The sequence below is a fragment of the uncultured Apibacter sp. genome, assembly GCF_946479295.1.
Classification (GTDB): Bacteria; Bacteroidota; Bacteroidia; order Flavobacteriales; family Weeksellaceae; genus Apibacter.
In genome coordinates, this window is the sequence record NZ_CAMLFD010000014.1 from 15593 (window position 1) to 39210 (window position 23618).

Consider the following 23618-nt stretch of genomic DNA (forward strand, 5'->3'; position numbering starts at 1 on the left):
TAGCTTGATATGTATGGAATTTATTATAACACTCCTATAAACTTTAAACAACTAATTGAAAAAAGAGATGTTGAAAAAACTAATTTAGATAAATCTATAGCAAAATATATTAATTTAATAGTAACCTCTTCTTTTGGTGAATGTAAATTCAATGAAATGCTTGGATGTAAGATTTGGGAAATGGATTTTGATTTGTTATCTGACACCAATAGTCTTAGGGATAAATTCAAAAATGATATTAAAGAAGCTATTATTGTGAATGAGAGTAGATTAAATCTGTTGGAGGTTGATGTTATTATTGGGGTAGGACAGAACCCTTCTTATAATAATTCGATAAGATTAAAGAAAAAAGTAACAATGAAAATCGAAGGATTGATAAAAAAAACTAATCGTCCATTCAATTTTTACGGACATTTTTTTATAGGACCACTTTCACAACTTTAACATGGATACTAAAGAAAAAATAAAAGATAGAATATTACGAAGAGCAGCTCAAACATGGGGATATACTGACAGTGAGTTAGAAACATCCTTTGATCCTATAGTAGCTCTTTTACTCGAAGCATGTGCTTCTGAATTGGAAAAAATATCCTCTGAACTAAACAATTCTCGTTCTCGTATTATTGAGAGATTATTAGAAATTATGTCACCGGAAATCAATACGGGAATTGTACCTGCAAGGTCAATTATTCATTTGGAACCGATTGAGAATAATTATACAGTATCAGTTGAACATCAATTTAGATCTAAAAAAGTAATTCAAAACATTTATGATCCCTTACAACCTATAGTTAAAGATATTTATTTTGGAACTACTTTACCGTTTATTTTATCAAAAGCAAAATTAGAATATATTGCTTTTGGAAACTCATTATACTCTTTAAAGAGAATTATACATAAAGACCCAATTACAAAAGAAAACCGATTTTTAAAAAATGGCTCATTATGGTTAGGAATTAATTGTCCCGAAGGAATTGATAAAATTGAAAAGCTTATGTTTTTTACAGATGTTAGAAGCTCTCAACGAGAAATTTTTTATAATTATCTTAAACAAGCAAAATTTTATATAAATGATCAAGAAATTCCTTATAAAGAAGGGTTTAATGTTGAAAATTATACAATAGATATTGATGCAGTTGTAAACAAAAACTATAATAAAATCAATCAATTATACTCAGAAGTTAATGATTTTTATTCAGACAAGTTTTTCCATTTTACTAAAGACATCATTATTAAAGACGAAGTATTTAAAGTTCCTGATGAGCTAATTAACATATTTGGAGACAAGGTAACCAGTATGAACGAGGCAGGGAATATAATCTGGCTTCAAGTTCAATTTCCGGAAGTAGTGATTAATGAAACTTTTGAAAATGTAATGTTTTATATTAATGCAATTCCGGTTATAAATAAAAGACTTTTAACTCAGAATCAAACAATAGGCTCTTTTATAAATTATATTCCTTTATCTTCTGATGACATTTTTTTAGATTTAGATAGCATTAATGATTCTAGAGGTTATCAATACCATATAAAAGAGTTTTCAGAAGGAAATTTAGATATTGGAGATGCTACTCTAAGACACACAGGAGTTACCCGTTTTGATGAAAGAAATGCTTCCGAATTAATACAATATCTCATTGAACTATTAAAAGATGAGAGTGCTTCTTTTACGGTTATAGGAGGAGATTTTATTGATGGAACAATTAAAGAAATTAATAAATCCATAGCTACATTAGAACAGCATATAAAGGAAAAGAAATTTACTAAATCAAATTTTCCTTATGCGATTATCAGACCTAAATCTACAGCAGTAAAAAATGATAATGATTTCTTTACAGTTAGTTATTGGGTAACAAATGGAGATGAAGCCAATGATTTGAAGGTTGGCACCCATTTAGACTGTATAGGTACCAGTGATTTTAAACAAGATACTATCATGTTTATAAACACAACAGTTGGAGGAAAATCGAGGATGGATACCAAAAGTAAAATTGATTCTTATAGAGAAGCTTTATTAACCAGAGGTAAAATTGTAACTTTTGCAGATATAAAAACCTTTTGCCAAAACCATTTTAAATTTACCATTAAAGGAATTGAAATAAAAAAAGGTACCAAAATAGATTCTTCTACTAATAAAGGATTTGTAAGAACCATAGATATAATTTTAGAAAGAAATTTAGCAACTGAATACCAAATTTCAGATTTTGAATGGCAGTATTTATGCGATAATATGCTTTATAAATTAGATAAATCCTCATCTAATATTTATCCTTATAGACTAATAATAAAATGAGAAAAAATATATTTGTCTTATCTGTTTTAATGTTTTTTTTGTTGTATTCGTGCCAAAAAAAATTTTATAATGAAGTTCCTTTTAAGATCACTTATAACCAACAAGAAATAATGGCAAAATTAGGTATTTTACCTAATACTCCTAACACTCCTAATACTCTTCCCATTAAAGATACAACTTTAACTGATAGAGAAATTTATCTTAAAGAAAAGTATTCAATTATATTAGGCATTAAACCCGAAGAATTAAATAATTATAAATTTTATGATTTCATAGATAGATGGATAGGAACTCCATATTCATCTAAAGGATTTACCATGGATAGTCTAAATATCGGACCATTTACGAGTGCTTTATATGAATACGCATTCAAACGTAATTTACCAAGCACTCCTCTAGGAATTTTTAAATCCCCAGAAATAAATTTATTCACAGGACGTGAATTTCTTAAAGAAGGAGATATACTTTTTTTTAGAAATGAAAAGGATACAGCTATTGGTGATATTGCTATATACCTGAGGAATAATAAGATATTGGTTAGTTCCATAAGCCAGGGATTGATAATAAGCAACTTTAATTTTGATTACTTTCAATTAAGTTATGTCAGCGCAGGAAGACTTTATTATATTGATCAGGAAAATAATAAATAATGAATACAATAGAAAAAGATACTTTATTAGAAGAAATAAAGAATACGATAAATAGTATTAAAGATGATTTAAAAGCCGAAGTAATTATTTCAGAAATACTTGAACAAATAGATTCAAAAGAGCAAAATATATTAGTGGATTACAAAGGTCAATTTAAAAGACCTTATAGAAAAGATGTTTTGGGTGCGGAACTCATAAACTATAATTATGATTTAACGGAATATGTAAAAATAAATTTATCTAGGGATGGTATTTATGATACACTCCCGGAAAGTCTGATTCACGAATTAAGTTCTGAAAAGCCCCAAAAAACGGTTTCAGATATGACTGAGCAGTTTAAAGCTCATAAAAAAGAAGAAGAATATGCTAGGAAATTTTTTTTCCCTTTTGAAAATGAATTTTTCATTAAAGCATTAGAAAGAGAAAATATAGAAAAAGAAATTTTACTTGAGCTTAATGGTTCCAAACCATTAGATTTTTTTTATGATTTTTGGCACATTGATCGAGATTTGCCCCCAATATTGGTTTCCAAATTAATCAGAATATTACCTTACTTACATAAAATTGTTGGTAATTTACAAATGACTGTAAATTGTTTAAGCTATTTATTGGATGAAAAAGTTGAAATTGCAGAACAAGGTTATAAAGAACAATCAAGCTCTGAACAAGAAATAAACCTGGGAGAGAGTAGATTGGGGTTGGATATGATTTCAGGAAGTGCATATATGGACTATTCATTATACTTGGAATTTAAAATCGGTCCATTGAAAAAGACTTCGTTTTTAGATTATATTCATCAAGGTAAATTGAAAAAATTTATAGAATTATTTTATGATTACTTTTTACCCATGGAAGTTGATGTTAAAACATCAATATTATTAGAAACCGAAACAGAGATATTTAATTTAACTCAAAATACAATTTTAGGAATAACCACACGAATATGAACTTCAAAACGTATTTTAAGGATTTAATAGATCCCTCAATAATTGCAGGTTTGTTAATTATTTTGGCATTATCTGTAATAGTTTTTGTTTATTTTGGCGCTAAAATAAATGGTTTTAAACAAAAATATAAAAATAAATTTATATCCTATGTTGTTATATTGATATTGATAACAGCATTAATAGTTTTTATAGGGTCATCAGAAGTTTTTAATAATCAGATATTTGGAATATTTATTTTTTATCAGGTTATATTCTTTATTTTAGGCATTATACATTGTATTGTATATAGAAATTACTTTGATGAATTCGATACTAAATCTCCTTGGATTGAAATATTTTTCAGTCTAATAATGATCATTTACATTCTCTTCCCTTTTTTATTTATTTATACAATAGTAAAAGGAAATACCTATGTATACAATATGATGTATTCTTCTTTAGTTTTTTCGATCCCTACTTTAATCTATTTAACATTTAATGCCTCTATATCCATTCCGCCCAAAATATATAAAACCTGGGAATTTCCGGAAGAACATGCTTATCCTGATCCACCGGATAGTGAGTATAGAGATATGGTAGTAATTACTTTTATTTTCCATAGAGACCCTAATTCAGATACAAGAACCGAATTTAGAGCCAAGGCCCCAATACGTATGGATTTTGGAAGATTATTTTACCACTTTGTAAATGATTATAATTTAAGAAATCCAGATTCAACAATAAACTTGCTTGATCATAACGGAGAAAAGCAACATTGGGTCTTTTACTTAAAAAGTAAGTATCTAGGTTTACCTAAATTTATAAAACCGGATTATCCATTATATGTAAATTCTATTGAGGAAAACAGTGTAATTATATGTCAGCGTACACCACCATTAATTAATTCTGAAGAAGAATTGAAATATAATTTAGAAAAATCAGAAAATGATAAAATAGAAAATCTTAAAGAAAGAAATAATGATAATTTTTAAAATACAACCTTTATTATGTTAGAAAAGTTAAATTATTTTCCTGTTAATTGGGTTGATGGGATGAAGATAAATAAGTCACATTTTATATCCATGCAAGATAACTTTGTTGATATGATGCGGGATGCCATTGGTAGTCACGTAACTCCAATAAATTATGGTCTCCTTCCAGTATACAATACTATGGAATCAATAAAAATATCACTTGTTATCGATAATCATAAATTGCTACGGGTAAAAATTGAAGAATGTCATGCTGTAACTCCTAATGGAGCAAGAATTGAAATTACCCCCTTAACTAATTCGATTGATATACAAATGCCTTATCCTGAAGCGGTTTACGATTTGACTGAAGAGCAAGAAATTATTTTACTTGCCAATATAGTCGTTAACCCCTTTCAAAATTTACCTTTTGGGATTTTAAATCCAGAAGAAAATCCTCCTAGATATCCCTTTCTTACCCCAACCTATAAATTACATTTGGTTCAAGAAGGACAAATATCAGATCAATCTTCAAATGTAGGCTATCAGCTTACGGTTGGAAAAATTGTCGTGAGTAGAGAAGAAACATATTTACAGCCAGGATATATACCTCCATGTACCTCAACCAATAGCCATAAAGACTTAGTAGATGTACATACAAATATTGATAAGTTCATGGGACAACTGGAATTATATGCCGTTCAAATCGCCCAAAAAATAAATAGAAAAAATCAAACTAATGATTTGGCATTAATGGTATTGAAACTTTCCGATTTGGTTATAAATTATCTGGGGAATGAAATCAATTCTTTACGTTGGCTAGGATTATATACCACACCAGCATATATGTTGGATAAGATAGTAAGACTTGCAAGAATTATGAAAAATTTTGTAGATGCCAAATCTGGAGCGGGTAAGGAAGAGTTATTGAATTACTTGGCAGAATGGTGTGGGCTTTCTCAAGGAGATTTCGAAGTTCTCTTTACGGATTTAGTGAATGTAGGATATAACCACTCACAAATTGATAAAACAATTAAAAAGGTAAATATATTTATGCAAATGATTGAACAATTATTTGCAGCACTAAACAGACTTGATTACATTGGAAAAAGAAATGATACAGGCATATTTATTAAAGAAAGTTTTGAAAATAATCCAATTGAAAAAACTAAAAAAAGTAGATTTTTTGATGACTAAAAAATTATTATATGGAAATATTGAATAAAAAAGATAGATGGATAGCTTTTCTTCTGTTTATATCGTTGTTTACAATAACAATTGTTGTTATAGTTATATCTATATTCTTTAATTACCAATTACCTTGGAAAGAAAATTACGAGCTTAGAAAAGAGAATGCTGCAATGATATATGAATTTAAGTATCAAGAAAAGTTTGAAAATCAAATGGAGGTATTAAAAAAATATATTGACTCAATAGATATGCCTAATAATGATATTTATTATTATCAGCAAAAATCTATAGATATGATTATAAAAATGGAGCAAAATATGCCTGGTAAAGATAGCATACGAAGAAGATTATTATATACGAATTTTTTGTTAACAAGTCGTTCTCTTATTGATGCTAAGAAAACCTTGAAAACTTATGCTAAAAGTAAATCTGAAATTGATACATTACTAGCTAAAGTGGATGCCTATAAAAAACAATTACAAATTGTAACAAGGGAATTACAAATATGCAGCCAAATAGTAACAACCAAAAATTAACAAATATTTAACATTGATTAATGGGATAAGATTTTTTTAAAATATTTATATTTGTGTTATAAGTATAAATAATTTTATTAATTAATAATCAATAATTTTTTTTTTATTATGTCATTTAAAGCAAGACTTGAAGTAGCAGGTAAGACCTACAACATTTTAAATGTTAATTATTCTTTAGCTCAAGAAACAGATCCAACAGGTCGTCCATCTTCTCAAACTAGAGGAGGAAGAATAGAAGTTACTGTAGAATCTACAGGAGAAAGTGACATCTTTGAATGGATGACAAACAGTTTTGAAAGAAAAGATGGTAAGGTAATCTTTGTAAAAAGAGATTCTAATGCCACATTGAAAGATTTAAGTTTTACAGATGGATATGTAGTTAAGTATAAAGAAAATTTTGATGCTTCCGGTACTAATCCACTTACTGAAACATTTACCATTTCTGCAAGATCAATTAAAATGGGAACTGGAGAACATATTAACGAATGGGTATAACCCCATCAATTAATTACTTTCTAAAATAAAAGGGAATTTTTAATTCCCTTTTATTTATGCAAAAATTAATATAATCAAAATAAAAATAAAGATATGTCATCATTCTTAGCTAAATTAGAAATGGATGGTAAAACACATAATGTTCTACAGTGCAAATACAGTTTTAATCAAGGAGTAGATAGTACAGGAAAACCACAGGCTAGCATTCGTGGAGGGCAAATTCATTTGACGATTGAAAGCACAGGAGCTCCCTATTTTGTAGATTGGATGCTTTCGACGGAAAAAACGAAAGATGCAAAGATAATATTTTATCGTAGAGACGCTATGAGTAAATTACAAGAAGTTAAATTTGAGAAAGGATATTGTATAGAATTTTCGGAAGAATTTGACTCTGTGAATAACGAACCTATGAAAATTAATCTTTTAATTGTAGCGAAAACACTTTCCATAAGTAATGTAGCTTATGAAAATGTGTGGAAAATAGGATAAATATGTTTATTTACCTATGTACTATATAAATTTAATTAAGTATAGATAAAAAGGCGTATTTCGCCTTTTTTAAATTTAAACATATACTTAATTAACTGTTTTTTTTCTCTTTTTCTTTTTATGATCATTATTGATAGCCCGTTCCCTTTTTAATTCTAAATATTTTTCAAATTGTTCCGGAGATAAAATTTCCTTTAATTTAAAATCAATTTCTCTATTATTATTTTCCATTAAAAATCTTAACTCAGTATCGCTAATTCCTGTATCTATTGCATTTTTAACCTTTGTAATTTTTTCTAATATAAATTCGTGAAGTTCCAATTTTTGGAAATCATCAAGATATACATCTTTATCTAAATCATTAATCTGTTTTTCAGTAATTTCTTCAGGTTTTATAGTATTATCTTGAGCATAAGTAACTATAAAAGTAGCTTGTAGGAGAAATATTAGTAAAAAAATTTTAGAAAATCGCATATGGTATAAATTAATGTGATAAAATTACTTAAAAAAATAATTTTTAATGCTATTTGTAACATAAATTTAGAACTTTTTTATATTTTAGTATCCTAAATAAGAAATGTGTTTACTTTGTCTAACATAAAAAAGAAATTAGCAGATTATTGCGTTTATCAAGAACGCAGTCATTATGAAGTAGAACAAAAATTGAAAGAATATACTTTTTTAGATCAGGATGAAAGAGGAGAAATAATTGTATGGTTAATTCATAATAATTTTTTAAATGAAGAAAGATTTGCGCTATCTTATACAAGGGGTAAATTTTATCAAAAAAAATGGGGTAAAATTAAAATTACACAAGGATTAAAACAAAAAAAAATTCCTAACAATTTAATAAACATTGGATTGGAACAGATAAATGAAGATGATTATATTTCAACAATTAAAGAATTAGCAAATAAAAAGTGGAATACAATTAGAGAATCTGAAATATTTTTAAAAAAGAAAAAATTATATAATTATCTTCAACAAAAAGGTTATGAAAATCATTTTATACATGAAATTATTGAGAATATTGATTAATCAAGTTTATAATTTCTTGAGTAGTCCTAACTCCACTATCTCTCCATTTTATTTCACCGTTCTTAAAAAGTATAAGTGTAGGCACTGATTGAACACGATAGGAATTTGCTAACTTTGGATTTTTATCGATATCCACTTTTAAAATTATTATTCTTTCGCCAATTTGTCCTTTAACTTCTTTTAAAATAGGTGCTAATATTTTACATGGTTGACACCATTCAGCTGAAAAATCTAATAATACAGTTTTATCGCTATTAATAATATTTGAAAAATTTGACATATTTTTTACTTTATTAGTATATTATATTTAGTACAAAAATTAAACCGATAGAGAGTAAAAATTAATATCTTTTTAAATTGCTTCATGTCAATGCCTTTAAATTCATTTGTTTTTTAATCTAAAAATGACATTTAAATGCGAAAAATGTATAATTTAAAAATAAATGAGCGAAAGCTAATTTAGAAATAATAGAATAAATTTAAAACTTGTTTTTATAAAAAAATGTTTGTTTGAATAAAATTGAAATTTATTCGCTACATTAAATAAAATGATAATAATTTCTTAAAGAATTAAAAAATTATAAAAATTCAATTTTTATCTTAATATCAATCACTAAAAAGTTAAAAATTGCATTAGTTGCAGAAATTGAATTCTCAAAACTTATAGAGCATAATAAAAGAAATATTTATAATTTACTAGACTTACTAAAAAAAATCCTGAATCAGAATTTGGGTTTTTGTATAGATTAAAACTATAATACTTAAAATAAAAGCGTTATTCAAGTATATAATATTGCTTTTTATTAGAATAGATAAATAAATTTAAATTCTACTTATGCTCATATCAAAAAAAAGCATAATTTCGTTTATTTATTAAAATTGCTAAGAAGATCAATATTCATACTAATTACTATATGTATGGGAATAATGGCCCATGCTCAAGTTATTGATTGGAAAAATCCTAATTTTAGATATAAGATCGTTGAAATCAAAGACTCTATTTTGAAAATAGATACTTTAATTGTTATTCCCGATAAAATATCTATTAAAAATATAAATGATGAAGAAATTAATCCTGATTTTTATTCATTAGATTCATCAAGTAATACTTTATCTTTCAATCCTTCATTGATAAATCAGAATTTAAAAATTAGTTATTACATATATCCGGAAAAAAAAGAAAAAATAATTTTTTCTAAAGATACTTCACTTATAGTAAGGATTAATAAACCTAAAAAGTATTTTGAAATAATAGAAAATTCTAAAAAAAAGAATGAATTTTTTCAAAATTTATCAAGTTCCGGAACATTAATAAGAGGTATAACTTTTGGAAATAATCAAAGTGCTTCTGTGCAGTCCTCATTAGATCTGGAACTATCCGGACAATTAAGTAAAGATGTTAGAATAAAAGCTGCTATTTCAGATCATAATATACCCATTCAAGCAGACGGATATACCCAACGGCTAGATGAATTTGATAAAATATATATTGAGTTATCAACGAAAAGTTCATACATACGTGCGGGACATTTAGATCTTATTCAAGATAAAGATTATTTTGGTAATTTTTCTAGAAAAATTACCGGTATACAAATAGGGACTCGAATAAAAAATAAAAATTCATACACAGATTTATACGCTTTAGGTTCATTATCCCGAGGAGAATTTAATAGAATGAAATTTAATGGTATTGAAGGTAATCAAGGACCCTATAAATTAAAAGGAAATCAAGGAGAACTTTTTATAATTGTCATTTCAGGATCGGAAAAAGTATACATGAATGGTTCATTATTAAAAAGAGGAGAAGATCAAGATTATATAATGAATTATAATACGGGAGAACTAACCTTTACCCCTAAAACTTATATATCTTCCAATAGTAGGATTGTCGTTGAATATATTTATAATACCACTACTTATACACGTTTTTTATTAAACACTGGCGGTAAATATGAGTCGGATAAATTTAGCTTTAGCGCTAATATATTTTCTGAAAATGATACTAAAGAAAGCAATCAAGATTTAACAGATGTTCAAAAAAATGTACTTAGTCAAGCAGGTAATGATAAAGATAAGATGTATGCATCTAACGCTAAACTAACTGAATATGATCCCAATAAAATCCTGTATAAAAAAATAAACTTTGGATCAGATGAAATATACCAATACTCTACCGATAGTTCGCAAGAATTATACACGCTTTCTTTCACTTATATGGGAAAAAACAAGGGAAATTATAGAATCATTCAATTACCTGTCAATGGTCGTGTATATGAATATATTCCTCCCATTGACGGTATATTACAAGGAAATTACGAGCCGGTAACCCAACTAATGCCACCGCAAAAAACGCAAGTAGTTTCAACAAATACCGAATATAGATTTGCTTATGGAAATGTCGGGATAAATTTAGCGTTAAGTAATTACGATGAAAATACATTTTCTTCCGTAGGGAATAAAAAAAACACAGGTTATGCAAGCAGATTTTATATAGATATAAAGAATGAAAAAAATAATTGGAAAAGTAATCTGAATTTATCCCATACATTTATTCAGAAAAATTTCCATATTTTAGAAAGAATACATGAGGTAGAATTTGATAGAGATTTTAATATTTCGCAAGAATTTAACGGCATAAATCAACATAAATTTAGTTTGAATTGGAAGAATGTTTTTTTTGATAAATGGATCGTAAATTACACTTTTAATTTATTAGACGAAAAAAACTTCTATACTGGTTATAAAAATGACATATTGCTAGGATATAGAAAAAAAAATACTGACTTTCATTCTAAAATAAGTTATTTGCATACTACACAACAAGACAGTATAAAATCAAATTTTATCAAATACACTACAGAATTTCATCATAAAATAGGAAGCCTGAAAACAGGCATAGGATATAAAGGAGAATCAAATAGAAATAAAAATAATTTAGTATCGGAATATACTTCTTCTAGTTTTAACTGGAATGAAATATATACTACTTTTTCTTTAGATAGTTTAAAAATAACCACAGAGTTAAAATTATATATTAGATCAGACGACTCAGTTCGCGTAGGTAAACTGAAGAATTTTACAACTTCCTATGGAAGTATACTAACTAATCATTTAATAAAAACTCAAAAACATAATTTATACTTAGATTTTCATTATAGAAAAGTTCATTATAGTAAAGCAGTATATAGTAATCAAAATGATGAAAATTACATATTAGGATCACTCCGTTGGAATAAAATATTATGTAATAATGGGGTACAATTAAATTCAGTTTATGAGTTATCTAGTGGACAAGAAGCGCAAAGAGAATTCAAATATGTGAAAGTAACAGATGGGAAAGGTATTTATAAATGGACGGATTATAATGGAAACGGAATAGAAGAGCTTGATGAATTTGAAGTTGCAGAATTTAGTGATCAAGCCCAATACATACGTGTATATACAGATAATATCAATTATGTAAAATCAAATAGCAATAAATTTATTTTTAGCTTACAAATATCGCCTTCAAGATTTTTACGATCAAGCTGGTGGGAAAGAATAGGATTACAATCGGCATTCCAATCAGTTTCATCGTATAAGAAAAAAAATAAAACAGCAGAATTAAATCCCTTCTCGAAGAGTGACCTTTTAACTCAAACGCAAAGTTTTACCACAAATTTATCTATTAATAGACTAAGTATTCATAAGTGGATGGCAACCTTTCAATATATGGAAAATAATAATACACAATATATATTTACAGGGAGAGAAAAAAGAAATAATGATAATTTTCAAGTGTTATTAAATTATAAACCATGGAAATTCTGGATTTTTGCCATTCAAAGTAATTTAATAAAGGATAAAAGTAGATCTCAACTTTTTTCAACCAAACGCTTTACTATAGAAACTACGGCAATAAATCCATCTGTAACCTATGAAATACAAAAAAATATTAGCTTAAGTACTTTAGTTAAATATCAAAACAAAAAAAATATATTAGGAAATGAACGTTTAGATTGGAGAGAGGTAGGTTTAGAATTACGTTGGAATGATGAAAAAAGAACCTCTCTTACAGGTAGTTATTCATACATTAAAAACGATTTAAAAGGGAATAACTATTCATTAGTTTCCAGTCAAATGATGGAAGGCTTACTAAGCGGAAAGAATAGTGTTTGGAAAATTTATCTTCAAAGAGAACTCAGTTCTGTCTTTACCTTGAATATAATCTATGACGGTCGTAAGAGTGAGGAATCCCAGGCAATCCATACGGGAAGTGTTCAGATAAGGGCTTCTTTCTAATAAAATTCAATAAAAATTTAATTTATTTAGAAAATTTATTTGAGCTAATAGAAAAGAATTTCTTGAATAAATCACATTTAATTTTTATTGCATAAATAAAGAACTATTTATAAATCAGGTCATAAATATCATGCAGATTTTTAAAAATATAACACCTATTTTCAATTTTATATAAAAAAATGTTTTTAAGAAAATAAAATTAGGGTATAACGAATGGTATATATTTGCGAAATTTATTACATTTGATACGTAAACTCTAATTATAAAAAACAAACGCTTATCATGAAAAAACTGATTTGGATTTTTTTTACTCTTGCAATAATAGTACAGGCTCAAGTAAAGAATCCTATCAAGTGGAAGTCTGAAATTAAGCATACTAAGGAAAACAAATACGAGGCCATATTTACAGCAATATTGGAACCTGGTTGGCATGTATATTCCAAAGATATTAAAGTAGAAAGTGCCATTCCTACTCAATTTGTGTACTCTGAAAACTCTTCTATTCGATTAGTAGGTCCAACCAAAGAAATAGGTAAAAAGATCGAAGAATACTCGGACGTATTTGAAGGAAACTTAATTTATTATTCTAATAAGGTAGAATATCGACAACAATTAGAGATTAAGGGTACTAATCCCGTAGTATTTGAAGCAGAAATCGAATTTCAGATATGTAACGATAAAGTTTGTTTAGCACCCGATGTAGAATCTTTTACATTTACAATAACTCCGGAAGATAAATATGAAGAAACAACTCAAATAATACAAAAAGATACAATTAAACATTCTTCGGTTGTATTAACTCCTAAAGTGGACTCTATCGATTCTGACCGAATGAAAGATTTTGTCGAATCTAAAACAGCAGTTAATACAATTAATAAAAATCAAATTATAATTCCCAGCTTAAATGTAGCAGAACCCATATCTAAAGAGTGTGGTGAGAAAATAATAAAAGAAGAGGGGAATATGTGGATTTTCGCATTTGGATTTTTGGGGGGATTGGTAGCTTTGTTAACTCCTTGCGTTTATCCCATGATTCCGTTGACCATATCCTATTTTACCAAACATGCTAAAAGTAAAAAGCAAGGGAAAAAAGATGCATTGATTTATGCCTTTTTCATCCTATTAATCTTTGTATTATTCACTTTACCATTTCATTTAATTAGTGGAATAAATTCCGATATTTTTAACCAAATAGCTACCAATATATGGTTAAACCTTATCTTTTTTATAATTTTTATTCTATTTGCATTTAGCTTTTTCGGTTATTACAATATCACACTTCCTAGTTGGATGGCTAATAAGTCCGATAAAGCTTCCGAATCGGGAGGGGTAATAGGATTATTTTTTATGGCATTAACTTTAGTCATAGTATCTTTCTCATGTACCGGACCTGTATTAGGAAGTATATTAGCCAATGCAATTCAAAATCCAAACCAATTGACCATGGCATTTGGAGGTTGCGGTTTGGCTTGGGCATTAGTTTTTGGCATATTTGCATTATTTCCACAATTTTTACATAACATGCCTAAATCCGGAGGATGGATGAATACAGTAAAAGTTGTCTTAGGATTTCTTGAATTAGCATTAGCGTTTAAATTTTTATCTAAGGCAGATTTAGTAGCAAAAACGTTCTTTTTGAAAAGAGAAATTTTTATTGCCATTTGGATTCTTATTTCCATATCAGTAGTGCTCTATTTATTAGGGGTAATTAAATTTCCTCATGACGATAAGCATCCAAAGATTGGAATTGGGCGAAAAATCTGGGCATGTATATTTATAGGTATAGCGGTATATATGCTTCCCGGATTGTTCCCTTCAAAAAAACCGAATTTAAAATTACTTAGTGGATTAACCCCACCCTTAAATATAAGTATTTATAAAAATAATCAGACAGAAGGAGTATTAGGACTTACCAGTGTACATGATTATTATGAAGCCATAGAAATTGCAAAAAAAGAAAATAAGCCTATATTAATTGACTTCACAGGATACGGATGCGAAAATTGTCGAAAAATGGAAGAATATGTTTGGAGTGAAACAGATATTTGGAATATCTTACATGATAAATTAATTATTGCATCACTGTACGTAGATGACTCAGAAGAATTACCAAAAAATGAACAAATAACTATAAGTTTGAAAGAGGGTCGAAAAAGAAAAATTAAAACGGTTGGAAATAAATGGTCTACTTTTCAAAGGGAGAACTTTAATTCTAACTCTCAACCATTTTATGTTTTGGTAACTCCGGATAGCCAAATAATAAATTTCCCAGTTGCCGGCTATATGGATAAAAAAGAATTTAAGAAATTTCTGCTATGTGGAATTAATGCTTATGAGGAGATGAAAAAATAGAACCAAATATTTATATTAAATGAAAATATTAATTAACTAATTGAGAACATATAGTATGAAAAAAAAATTAGTTGTATTAACAGGAGCAGGAATGAGTGCTGAAAGTGGTCTGAGCACTTTTAGAGACTCAGGTGGATTATGGGAAAATTATAATGTGCAAGAAGTTGCTTCCATAGAAGGATGGTATAAAAATCCGGAACTTGTTCAGAATTTTTATAATATGCGTAGAGCAGAATTGCAAAATCACGAACCCAACCAAGGACATTATTTGCTAAAAGAATTTGAATCCATTTTTGATATTTCAATCATAACGCAGAATGTTGATAATTTTCATGAAAGAGCTCAATCAACAAAAATTCTTCATTTACATGGGGAGCTTACAAAAGTGAGAAGCGAAACTAATGAATCATTAGTTTATGAAACCTTACAAGATGTTCATATGGGAGATTTAGCTGAAGATGGAGGACAATTAAGACCCCATATTGTATGGTTTGGTGAGATGGTGCCCGAAATGGAAAAGGCTATCGAAATAACTCAAAATGCAGATTTATTTCTTATTATAGGGAGTTCTTTACAGGTTTATCCAGCAGCATCTTTATTAGACTTCGTTCCTATAACCTCAAAAGTGTATGTAATCGATCCTAAACCTGTTGAAACAGCGTTACGAAATGATATTATATTCATTCAGAAAGGAGCATCCGAAGGATTGGAATATTTTAAAAATCATTATATCGAATAAAGAGTTACACTGGGGCATAATAAAATAATTTATATTAAATAATACGTATATGGTCAACATATACTTATAAATACAATTAATTATAATGATTAAGATAAAGTAAATTCTATGATATAATTTTATATATTTGAAAAAATAATAAAGTAGAAATTATGAATATTATTCTTTTTGATGGGAAAGAATACTCCGATCTGTTGCCGTTAACTTATACACGTCCTGTAGCAGAATTAAGAATGGGAATATTGACTTTTGCTGAAAGATGGAGATCAATATTCCAGACAGAGAAAATTTCATATTTGACTCAAGAATATCTTTCAAAAAAATATTCCCTTCATACAGAAGAACAAAATTTTTTCATTAACCCAACTTATTTCCCCTACCAAGAATTTATTCTCACACTTAAAAATTTAGAATTTGGAGAAGCTATCTATCATAATGAGGAACTAATAGCTTCAAAAACTACACTCGAAAATTTTCAATTAAATAAATTTGATAAGAAGAATAATATAGAATTCAAAGGAATTCATATACAATATCCATGGGACTTATTTACCTACAATGCAAAGGCTATAGCCTATGACTTTACATTAGTAACACAAGGAAGAAAATCAAAGGATTTATCTGATACGGTTAAAATTATAGGAGATCCATCACAAATTTTTATAGAAGATGGAGCTGTTGCAGAATGTGCGATTTTAAATACCAAAGAGGGGCCTATTTATCTAGGGAAGAATACAGAGGTTATGGAAGGTGCAATGATTCGAGGTTCGTTTGCCTTGTGTAAAGGTTCCAAAATAAATATGGGGGCAAAAGTCTATGGAGGAACAACTATAGGACCGTATTCCAAAGTAGGAGGAGAAGTAAATAATATTATAATATTGGGATATTCTAATAAGGGGCATGAAGGATTTTTAGGAAATTCGGTAATAGGGGAGTGGTGTAATCTTGGAGCCGATACAAATGCCTCTAATTTGAAGAATAATTATGCAGAAGTAAAGCTTTGGAATTATACCGCACGAAAATTTATAAACTCAGGATTGCAATTTGCCGGTATGATTATGGGCGATCATTCAAAATCTGCTATAAATACACAGTTTAATACAGGTACAGTAGTGGGAGTTTCTGCAAATATATTTACCCCAGGTTTTCCTCCAAACCTTATAAAATCATTTTCATGGGGAGGTAGGTCAGAAAGCCCTCTTTTCAAATTAGAACAAGTTTTTGAGGTAGCAGAACGGTCTATGAAAAGAAGAGGGATTGAATTATCAGAAGTAGATAAAGAAATAATAAAGTATATATATAATAACTATTAGGAATTTATATAAATTTAGCAAAAAAATAAGGTTTAAGATTCGATTTGGTTTGAATAAGTCAAATTTCATTAAGTTAAGTTTTTTGTAAGAAAAAAAAATTATAAATTTGCCCCTTGAATTAATTATATAAATTAATAATAAGATAGGATGGCTAGAACTTATAATAATGTTCTTGAGTTAATTAACAATACGCCGTTAGTTCGCTTAAATAGAGTAACAGAAGGGATGAAAGGTTCTTTTTTTGCAAAATTGGAATGTTATAATCCCGGACACTCAACTAAAGATAGAATTGCACTTCATATAATTGAAAATGCTGAAAAACAAGGTTTATTAAAGCCAGGTGCAACTATAGTGGAAACAACTTCAGGGAATACCGGTTTTTCCATAGCTATGGTAAGTATCGTTAAAGGCTATAAATGTATTTTAGCTGTAAGCGATAAAACAAAACCTGAAAAAATTTCATTTCTTAAAGCAATGGGAGCTAAAGTATATTTATGTCCGGCTAATGTTCCGGCAGATGACCCCAGATCCTATTATGAAGTTGCTAAACGAATAGCCGCGGATACCCCTAATTCGTTATATATTAATCAATATTTTAATCAAGAAAATACAAAATCTCATTATCTAAGTACAGGTCCTGAGATTTGGGAGCAGACCCAAGGTAAAATTACCCATCTTATAGGATGTACAGGAACAGGTGGAACTCTAACCGGTGCAGCACAGTTTCTAAAAGAAAAAAATCCTAATATTAAAGTGATAGGAGTAGATGCCGTAGGCTCAGTATTAAAAAAATACTTTGAAACAGGAGAAGTTGATCCTAATGAAATAAAGCCTTATCAAATAGAAGGTCTAGGTAAAAACCTAATACCTGGTGCATTGGATTTTTCCGTAATTGATAAATATGTTAAAGTATCAGATGAACCTAGTGCTTATGCTACAAGAGAGTTAGCGCTTAAAGAAGGAATGATGGTAGGCTATACGAGTGGAGCAAGTTTAACAGCGGCACGAACTGTCGCAGATACTTTTGATGAGAGTTCTGTAGCTGTTCTAATCTTTCCGGATCATGGATCAAGATATATGACTAAAGTTTTTAGTGATGAATGGATGTCATCTCAAGGTTTTGTTAATAGCAAATTGAATGGATTAGAATCACACGCTACTGTAGAAAAAATATAAGTAACTTTGGTTAAATAATAAAAATGGATATTTTTGAGAGAATAAAAAATAATCCCGGTCCTCTTGCTAAATATGCGGACTATGGGGAAGGTGAATATATATTTCCTGTTCTAGAAGGAGAAATCAGTCCGAGAATGAAATTCAAGGGTAAAGACATGATAGTCTGGAGCATTAATGATTATTTAGGACTAGCCAATCATCCTGAAGTAAGAAAAGCTGATGCCGAAGCTGCCGCTAAATATGGTATGGCGTATCCGATGGGTGCTCGTGCCATGTCTGGGCAGACCCATTACCATGAAGAATTGGAAAAACAACTTGCTGCTTTTGCTAATAAAGAGGCGGCATATCTTTTGAATTTCGGTTATCAAGGTATGCTATCAATAATTGATACTCTTGTTTCCAAAAATGATGTGATTGTTTATGACGTTGATAGCCATGCATGTATTGTAGATGGCGTAAGGCTTCATTTCGGTAAAAGATTTACCTATCAGCACAATGATATGGAAAGCTTAGAAAAAAACCTTAAAAGAGCAGTAAAAAACGCAGCAGAATCAGGGGGAGGAGTTTTGGTGATTACTGAAGGGGTTTTTGGAATGAGAGGTGAGCAAGGAAAATTAAAAGAAATCGTTGAGCTTAAAAAGAAATATAATTTTCGATTATTAGTAGATGATGCTCATGGTTTCGGTACGTTAGGTAAAACTGGAGCAGGTGCAGGTGAAGAACAAGGATGCCAAGACGGTATTGATGTTTATTTTTCTACCTTTGCAAAGTCTATGGCAGGAATTGGTGCATTTGTAGCATCTAATAAGGAAATTATCCGATATTTAAAATATAATCTACGTTCACAGATTTTTGCCAAATCACTTCCAATGCCTATGGTTATTGGGGCTTTAAAAAGATTGGAGTTACTGAAAAGTAAACCTGAACTTAAAGATAGATTATGGCATAATGTAAAAAAACTTCAAGAAGGCCTTAAAGAAAGAGGATTTGATATAGGCAAAACCAATACTTGTGTAACTCCTGTATACATGCAGGGAGATGCTATTGAAGCAACATTATTGATAAAAGATATCCGTGAAAATTATAAAATATTTACCAGTGTGGTAGTATATCCGGTTATACCAAAAGGAATGATTCTTTTACGTTTAATACCAACAGCTTCACACACAGATGAAGAAATAGATAAAACTCTTCAAGCATTCGAAGCTGTAAGAGACAAACTGGTGAATGGAGTATATAAGCAAGAAATGGCGGATTTAAATATTAATATAATTTAAATTAAATCATATTTATTTAAAAAAACCTGATTAGAATAGTAATCAGGTTTTTTTTATTTGATATTCAAATTATATTTTTATGTAAAAAAATGGATTGAGAACATTTGCTTTTATATATTTTTTATAAAATACACGCTTTTGAAATACCTATTTATTCTTTATTTTTAGAATCTATTGTTATAGTAACGGGGCCATCATTGATCAATGATACTTTCATATCTGCCCCAAAAACTCCTGTTTGAATAGATATTTTTAATAATTGACAAAGATAATCTTTGAATTTTTCATACATGGTCTTAGCATATTCATGTTTTGCTGCTTTTATATAGCTGGGCCTGTTTCCTTTTTTTGTAGATGCATGAAGGGTAAATTGACTAACTAATAATATGTCTCCTTGAATATCTAAGAGAGATTTATTCATGATACCTTTTTCGTCATTAAATATTCGTAAATTACAAATTTTATTAGCCAACCATTCTATATCCTCTTGATTATCCGCATCTTCAATGCCTAAAAATAATAGTAATCCTTGATTAATTTTACCCACTATTTTATTCTCAACCCTAACAGACGATTCTGAAACTCTTTGAATAACAACCCGCATTATCTATCAATGATTACAAATCGTTTAAAATCTTTGTTATCTCACTTAAATTGGGGGCTATAATAATATCCACCCTTCTATTTATAGCTTTTCCTGTAGCAGTAGAATTATTAGCTAATGGAGCGTATTCGCTCTTACCTGAAGCTGTCATTTGTTTGGGAGATACCCCTTCAGATTGAAGAATTTTGGTAATAGCAGTAGCGCGCATTACAGATAAGTCCCAATTGTCTTTTATGTTTCCGTTACCGGCATATTTATCAGAATCGGTATGTCCTTGAATTATAATATTTAGATTATTATCTTTAGATAAAACTTCGGAAAGGTCTTGTAGAGCTTTTATACCCTCGGCCTCTACAGTCCAGCTTGCCGATGGGAAAAGAAGCTTATTCTCCATAGAAACATAAATATTTCCTTCTTTTTCTTCGACGGTTATTCCTTTACCTTCATAATTTTTTAAAGCTATTTGTAGCTTGTTTTTTAATTTCGAAACTGATTCCTTTTGTTGTGAAATTAATCCTTCCAGTTCATTTATCCTTTTAATCTTTTCTTGTAATTGACCTTGGGTTTGTTCCAATTCATTTAGGATTTTTTTTCGAGATTGTTCGGTGGTTTGGACTTCGTTGGAAATTTGTGCATTTTTAGTCTTCAAATCTTCCATATCTTTCAGCTTAGTAGCATATTCAATTTGAAGATCCGAATATTCAGCATCTAATTGAGCTTTCTTTTTTGCAAGAGCTTCTTGCTGCTGTTGTAATGAAGAGTATTGGTCTGATAACGATTTTAATGCATCTTCTTTCTCCTGAATGGCTTTCTGACTTTTTCTTTCTCCCTGTAAGGATGCGTAATATTTTTTTTCTAATTCATCATATTTGGATTGCGGTACACATGAGGTAGCAATTACCAAAAGAGAAATAATGCAAGTTGCTTTTTTCATAATTAGATAATTTAATTAAAGATTTTGTAATTTATTTAGATCGAAATCTATCCCTACAGGGGCATGATCCGAATGAATGGCTTGTGTTAAAATATAAGCTCTTTGTAAATGTTTGACTAAGGGTTTAGTAACCAATGAATAATCTATTCGCCAACCTTTATTGTTGTTTCGCGCAGTTTTTACCCTATAAGTCCACCACGAATATTGAAAAGGTTCATGATTGAAAACGCGTAAGGTATCAACAAGATTACATTGTTTAAAAAATCGATCCATCCATTCCCTTTCTTCAGGTAGAAATCCTGAAACTTTAGCATTTCTTACTGGATCATTAATGTCGATGGCTTTGTGACAAATATTTATATCTCCGTTTATAATAAGATTTTGATAATCTTTTTCTAAGTTTTTAATATATTTTAATAAGTATTCGCAAAAGTCTAATTTAAATCCTAGACGAGCCATATTAGTTGCGGAAGGAACATAAACACTTATCACCGAATAATTGTTGAAATTTGCTTGCAATACTCTTCCTTCCTGATCATATTCTTGATTATCGCATCCATATTTTACAGATATAGGCTTTTCTTTTGATAATATAGCTACACCACTATACCCTTTTTTTTCAGCGGAAAACCAATAAGAATGATATCCTAAACTTTCAAATTGTGACACGTCAAATTGATCTGTGTGAGCTTTAATTTCTTGTAAGCAAAGTATATCAGGATTTGCCGATTTTATCCATTCTACTAAGCCTTTATTTATGGCGGCTCTTATTCCGTTAACATTGTAACTCAATAGTTTCATTTTACAAAAATACAGTTTTTTACACTTTGATTTTTTATAAATAGTATTCCTCTTTCTATTAAATTATAGTTAAATTTAAAATGTAACAAAAATTATGTGAAAAGAATTTTTGCTAAACGCAATAATATAAAAATATAATTTTATACTAAATAGAATAAAAAAATAGTAAGTGAGCATCTATATTTATTTTAATTTGATTATTGAAAAATTAGTACTATATTAAATGTTTATTTATAAAATACAATAAATATTTAATAATAAAGATATTATTATTTATATGCATTTTATTATAAAAAAGCTTTGAAAATTTATTTTTTATATATTTATTATTCTTAGCTATTCCCAGAAAATTTTTCTAAAAGGAACTGTTAATTTTTGCTGAAAATATATTAAACACTTCTGTAAAAATCACTTTAGCTAAACAAGATTCTATTACAATTACCACTCAATTAGATGATAAAAATTCTTTTATTTTCAAAGATTTGCATCCAGGATTATATAATATAAAATTGAAGAAAATGAAGAAGAGCTATATGCAGATTTTTTAATAATAAAAGAAAATATAGACTTAGGTACAATAAAGCTTTATAAAAGTAAAGAAATACAGCAAGTAATTATAAAGGGTAAAAATAAAATAATTGAGAGGAAAATAGACATAACGGTATTGAATGTAGAAAAATCTATGGTATCCACTTTAGGTACAGGTTTTAATGTATTAGTGAAGACTCCAAAAATAAAAGTTGAAGGAAATAATATCAAAATAATAGGGAAAAGTTCAGCTAAAATAATTGTTGATAACAGGTTAGTTGAACTATCAGGAGAATCGTTGAATAACTACTTACAAAGTATCCCGTCAGATGAGGTAAGAAGTATAGAAATAATTACAAATCCATCCTATCAATATGATTCAGAGGTAAATATCGGATTAATTAGTATTGTTTTTTAAAAAACAAAAAAGATTCATGGAATTTATCTTTACAAGTGGATGTAAAACAATCGCATTATACATTTTTATTATTCCTTTATTGATTGGAAAGTAGTAACGAAATAATATTCAATATTCCGAATATAAATTGGATAATTTACAAATAGGAAAGATCAAAAATATTTGTTGGTTATTCTATTTTTCAACAGATAATTCCTTTTATTTTGATAAGAATAAAAATTTTATATTTAATATAAATTGGAATTTTAATTTAAAAGGGAAGTATGTAATAAGTGCTGTGAATTTTTATCATAGTGTAGATCTATCATTTAGAATGTTTTTCTTTAGTAAAAAATTACAAATTACTCTGGACAGGAGAAGATATTTTTTAAACCAAAAAAACTGACTATACGGATTTTACAAATAATATTAAACAAATCTTGGTATGGAGAGACCAATCATTATGTTCAACTTTCAAAAATATATAAGCTAATCAATTATTAACTTAAAATAAAAAAGAGAAATTCGAAAATGAAGACGGAAAGAATATTAAACGATGCACAAAATTCTTAATAAAATAAGTGCTTAATTTTTCAAGTTTGTGCATGTAAATTAATTTTAAAATAA

Annotated in this window: 22 protein-coding genes; 17 read left to right on the forward strand and 5 right to left on the reverse strand. The window is 28.5% G+C overall.

All coding sequences use genetic code 11. The annotated features are described in order from the left end of the window. Window positions 1–9: 9 nt before the first annotated feature. The 9 genes from Q0T35_RS08685 to tssD (Q0T35_RS08725) all read left to right on the forward strand — a co-directional run bounded on the left by Q0T35_RS08685 (window position 10) and on the right by tssD (Q0T35_RS08725) (window position 7551). The gene (locus tag Q0T35_RS08685) at window positions 10–444 is read left to right on the forward strand and encodes a GPW/gp25 family protein (RefSeq protein WP_293919058.1); all 435 of its coding nucleotides are present in this window, start codon (window positions 10–12) and stop codon (window positions 442–444) included. A 1-nt stretch (window position 445) separates the two neighbouring features. Continuing rightward, entirely contained in the window at window positions 446–2293 is a 1848-nt protein-coding gene (locus Q0T35_RS08690) for a type VI secretion system baseplate subunit TssF (protein ID WP_295842611.1), read from the forward strand. Then, window positions 2290–2943 carry an NlpC/P60 family protein gene (locus tag Q0T35_RS08695; protein WP_295812199.1) on the forward strand — a complete coding sequence of 218 codons (654 nt, stop codon included), beginning with the start codon at window positions 2290–2292 and terminating at the stop codon, window positions 2941–2943. Before Q0T35_RS08690 ends, Q0T35_RS08695 begins: the two co-directional genes overlap by 4 nt. Continuing rightward, window positions 2943–3890 carry a type VI secretion system baseplate subunit TssG gene (locus Q0T35_RS08700; protein WP_293919063.1) on the forward strand — a complete coding sequence of 316 codons (948 nt, stop codon included), beginning with the start codon at window positions 2943–2945 and terminating at the stop codon, window positions 3888–3890. Before Q0T35_RS08695 ends, Q0T35_RS08700 begins: the two co-directional genes overlap by 1 nt. Next, window positions 3887–4861 (forward strand): TssN family type VI secretion system protein, encoded by a 975-nt coding sequence (locus Q0T35_RS08705; protein WP_295812203.1) that lies wholly within the window; start codon window positions 3887–3889, stop codon window positions 4859–4861. Before Q0T35_RS08700 ends, Q0T35_RS08705 begins: the two co-directional genes overlap by 4 nt. Window positions 4862–4876: 15 nt before the next feature. Then, entirely contained in the window at window positions 4877–6037 is a 1161-nt protein-coding gene (locus Q0T35_RS08710; RefSeq protein ID WP_295842615.1) for a hypothetical protein, read from the forward strand. Window positions 6038–6048: 11 nt separating this feature from the next. Then, on the forward strand, window positions 6049–6567 hold the full coding sequence (gene tssO / locus Q0T35_RS08715; RefSeq protein ID WP_295842618.1) for a type VI secretion system TssO: 519 nt from the start codon (window positions 6049–6051) through the stop codon (window positions 6565–6567). A 108-nt stretch (window positions 6568–6675) separates the two neighbouring features. Next, window positions 6676–7062 carry a type VI secretion system tube protein TssD gene (gene tssD, locus Q0T35_RS08720; protein WP_295842621.1) on the forward strand — a complete coding sequence of 129 codons (387 nt, stop codon included), beginning with the start codon at window positions 6676–6678 and terminating at the stop codon, window positions 7060–7062. A gap of 93 nt (window positions 7063–7155) precedes the next feature. Continuing rightward, complete coding sequence (gene tssD / locus Q0T35_RS08725) at window positions 7156–7551, forward strand: type VI secretion system tube protein TssD (protein ID WP_293919359.1); 396 nt, start codon at window positions 7156–7158, stop codon at window positions 7549–7551. Window positions 7552–7638: 87 nt separating this feature from the next. Here tssD (Q0T35_RS08725) and Q0T35_RS08730 read toward each other — a convergent pair whose 3' ends face one another. After that, entirely contained in the window at window positions 7639–8025 is a 387-nt protein-coding gene (locus Q0T35_RS08730; RefSeq protein ID WP_295812207.1) for a hypothetical protein, read from the reverse strand. 105 nt (window positions 8026–8130) lie between these two features. Here Q0T35_RS08730 and Q0T35_RS08735 point away from each other — a divergent pair, with 105 nt between their 5' ends. Continuing rightward, complete coding sequence (locus Q0T35_RS08735; protein WP_293919357.1) at window positions 8131–8589, forward strand: regulatory protein RecX; 459 nt, start codon at window positions 8131–8133, stop codon at window positions 8587–8589. Here Q0T35_RS08735 and trxA read toward each other — a convergent pair. Beyond that, entirely contained in the window at window positions 8570–8869 is a 300-nt protein-coding gene (trxA, locus tag Q0T35_RS08740) for a thioredoxin (RefSeq protein WP_295812210.1), read from the reverse strand. The two genes, Q0T35_RS08735 and trxA, sit on opposite strands and share 20 nt — an antisense overlap. A gap of 638 nt (window positions 8870–9507) precedes the next feature. Here trxA and Q0T35_RS08745 point away from each other — a divergent pair. The 6 genes from Q0T35_RS08745 (at window position 9508) to Q0T35_RS08770 (ending at window position 19727) form a co-directional block, all read left to right on the forward strand. Beyond that, the gene (locus Q0T35_RS08745) at window positions 9508–12870 is read left to right on the forward strand and encodes a hypothetical protein (protein WP_295842623.1); all 3363 of its coding nucleotides are present in this window, start codon (window positions 9508–9510) and stop codon (window positions 12868–12870) included. A gap of 282 nt (window positions 12871–13152) precedes the next feature. Then, window positions 13153–15222, forward strand: coding sequence for a cytochrome c biogenesis protein CcdA (locus Q0T35_RS08750; protein ID WP_295842626.1), 2070 nt, complete (start codon window positions 13153–13155; stop codon window positions 15220–15222). Window positions 15223–15277: 55 nt separating this feature from the next. After that, complete coding sequence (locus Q0T35_RS08755) at window positions 15278–15961, forward strand: Sir2 family NAD-dependent protein deacetylase (protein WP_293917123.1); 684 nt, start codon at window positions 15278–15280, stop codon at window positions 15959–15961. Between the two features lie 152 nt (window positions 15962–16113). Further along, window positions 16114–17274, forward strand: coding sequence for a GlmU family protein (locus tag Q0T35_RS08760; protein ID WP_293917121.1), 1161 nt, complete (start codon window positions 16114–16116; stop codon window positions 17272–17274). A 147-nt stretch (window positions 17275–17421) separates the two neighbouring features. After that, window positions 17422–18450 carry a PLP-dependent cysteine synthase family protein gene (locus tag Q0T35_RS08765; protein WP_293917118.1) on the forward strand — a complete coding sequence of 343 codons (1029 nt, stop codon included), beginning with the start codon at window positions 17422–17424 and terminating at the stop codon, window positions 18448–18450. A gap of 23 nt (window positions 18451–18473) precedes the next feature. Further along, window positions 18474–19727 (forward strand): pyridoxal phosphate-dependent aminotransferase family protein, encoded by a 1254-nt coding sequence (locus Q0T35_RS08770; RefSeq protein WP_293917116.1) that lies wholly within the window; start codon window positions 18474–18476, stop codon window positions 19725–19727. 151 nt (window positions 19728–19878) lie between these two features. On the opposite strand, the gene dtd is transcribed toward Q0T35_RS08770, so the two are convergent. Genes dtd through Q0T35_RS08785 form a run of 3 tightly spaced genes read right to left on the reverse strand, consistent with a single transcriptional unit; the run spans window position 19879 to window position 22066 of the window. Then, a complete protein-coding gene (dtd, locus tag Q0T35_RS08775) occupies window positions 19879–20331 on the reverse strand; it encodes a D-aminoacyl-tRNA deacylase (RefSeq protein ID WP_293917114.1) in 453 nt (150 codons plus the stop codon). A gap of 13 nt (window positions 20332–20344) precedes the next feature. Beyond that, on the reverse strand, window positions 20345–21265 hold the full coding sequence (locus Q0T35_RS08780) for an OmpA family protein (protein WP_293917112.1): 921 nt from the start codon (window positions 21263–21265) through the stop codon (window positions 20345–20347). A 15-nt stretch (window positions 21266–21280) separates the two neighbouring features. Continuing rightward, a complete protein-coding gene (locus Q0T35_RS08785; protein ID WP_293917111.1) occupies window positions 21281–22066 on the reverse strand; it encodes an exodeoxyribonuclease III in 786 nt (261 codons plus the stop codon). Window positions 22067–22748: 682 nt separating this feature from the next. On the opposite strand from Q0T35_RS08785, the gene Q0T35_RS08790 reads away from it, so the two are divergent. Beyond that, window positions 22749–23012, forward strand: coding sequence for a hypothetical protein (locus Q0T35_RS08790; RefSeq protein WP_295842628.1), 264 nt, complete (start codon window positions 22749–22751; stop codon window positions 23010–23012). The last annotated feature ends 606 nt before the right edge of the window (window positions 23013–23618 follow it).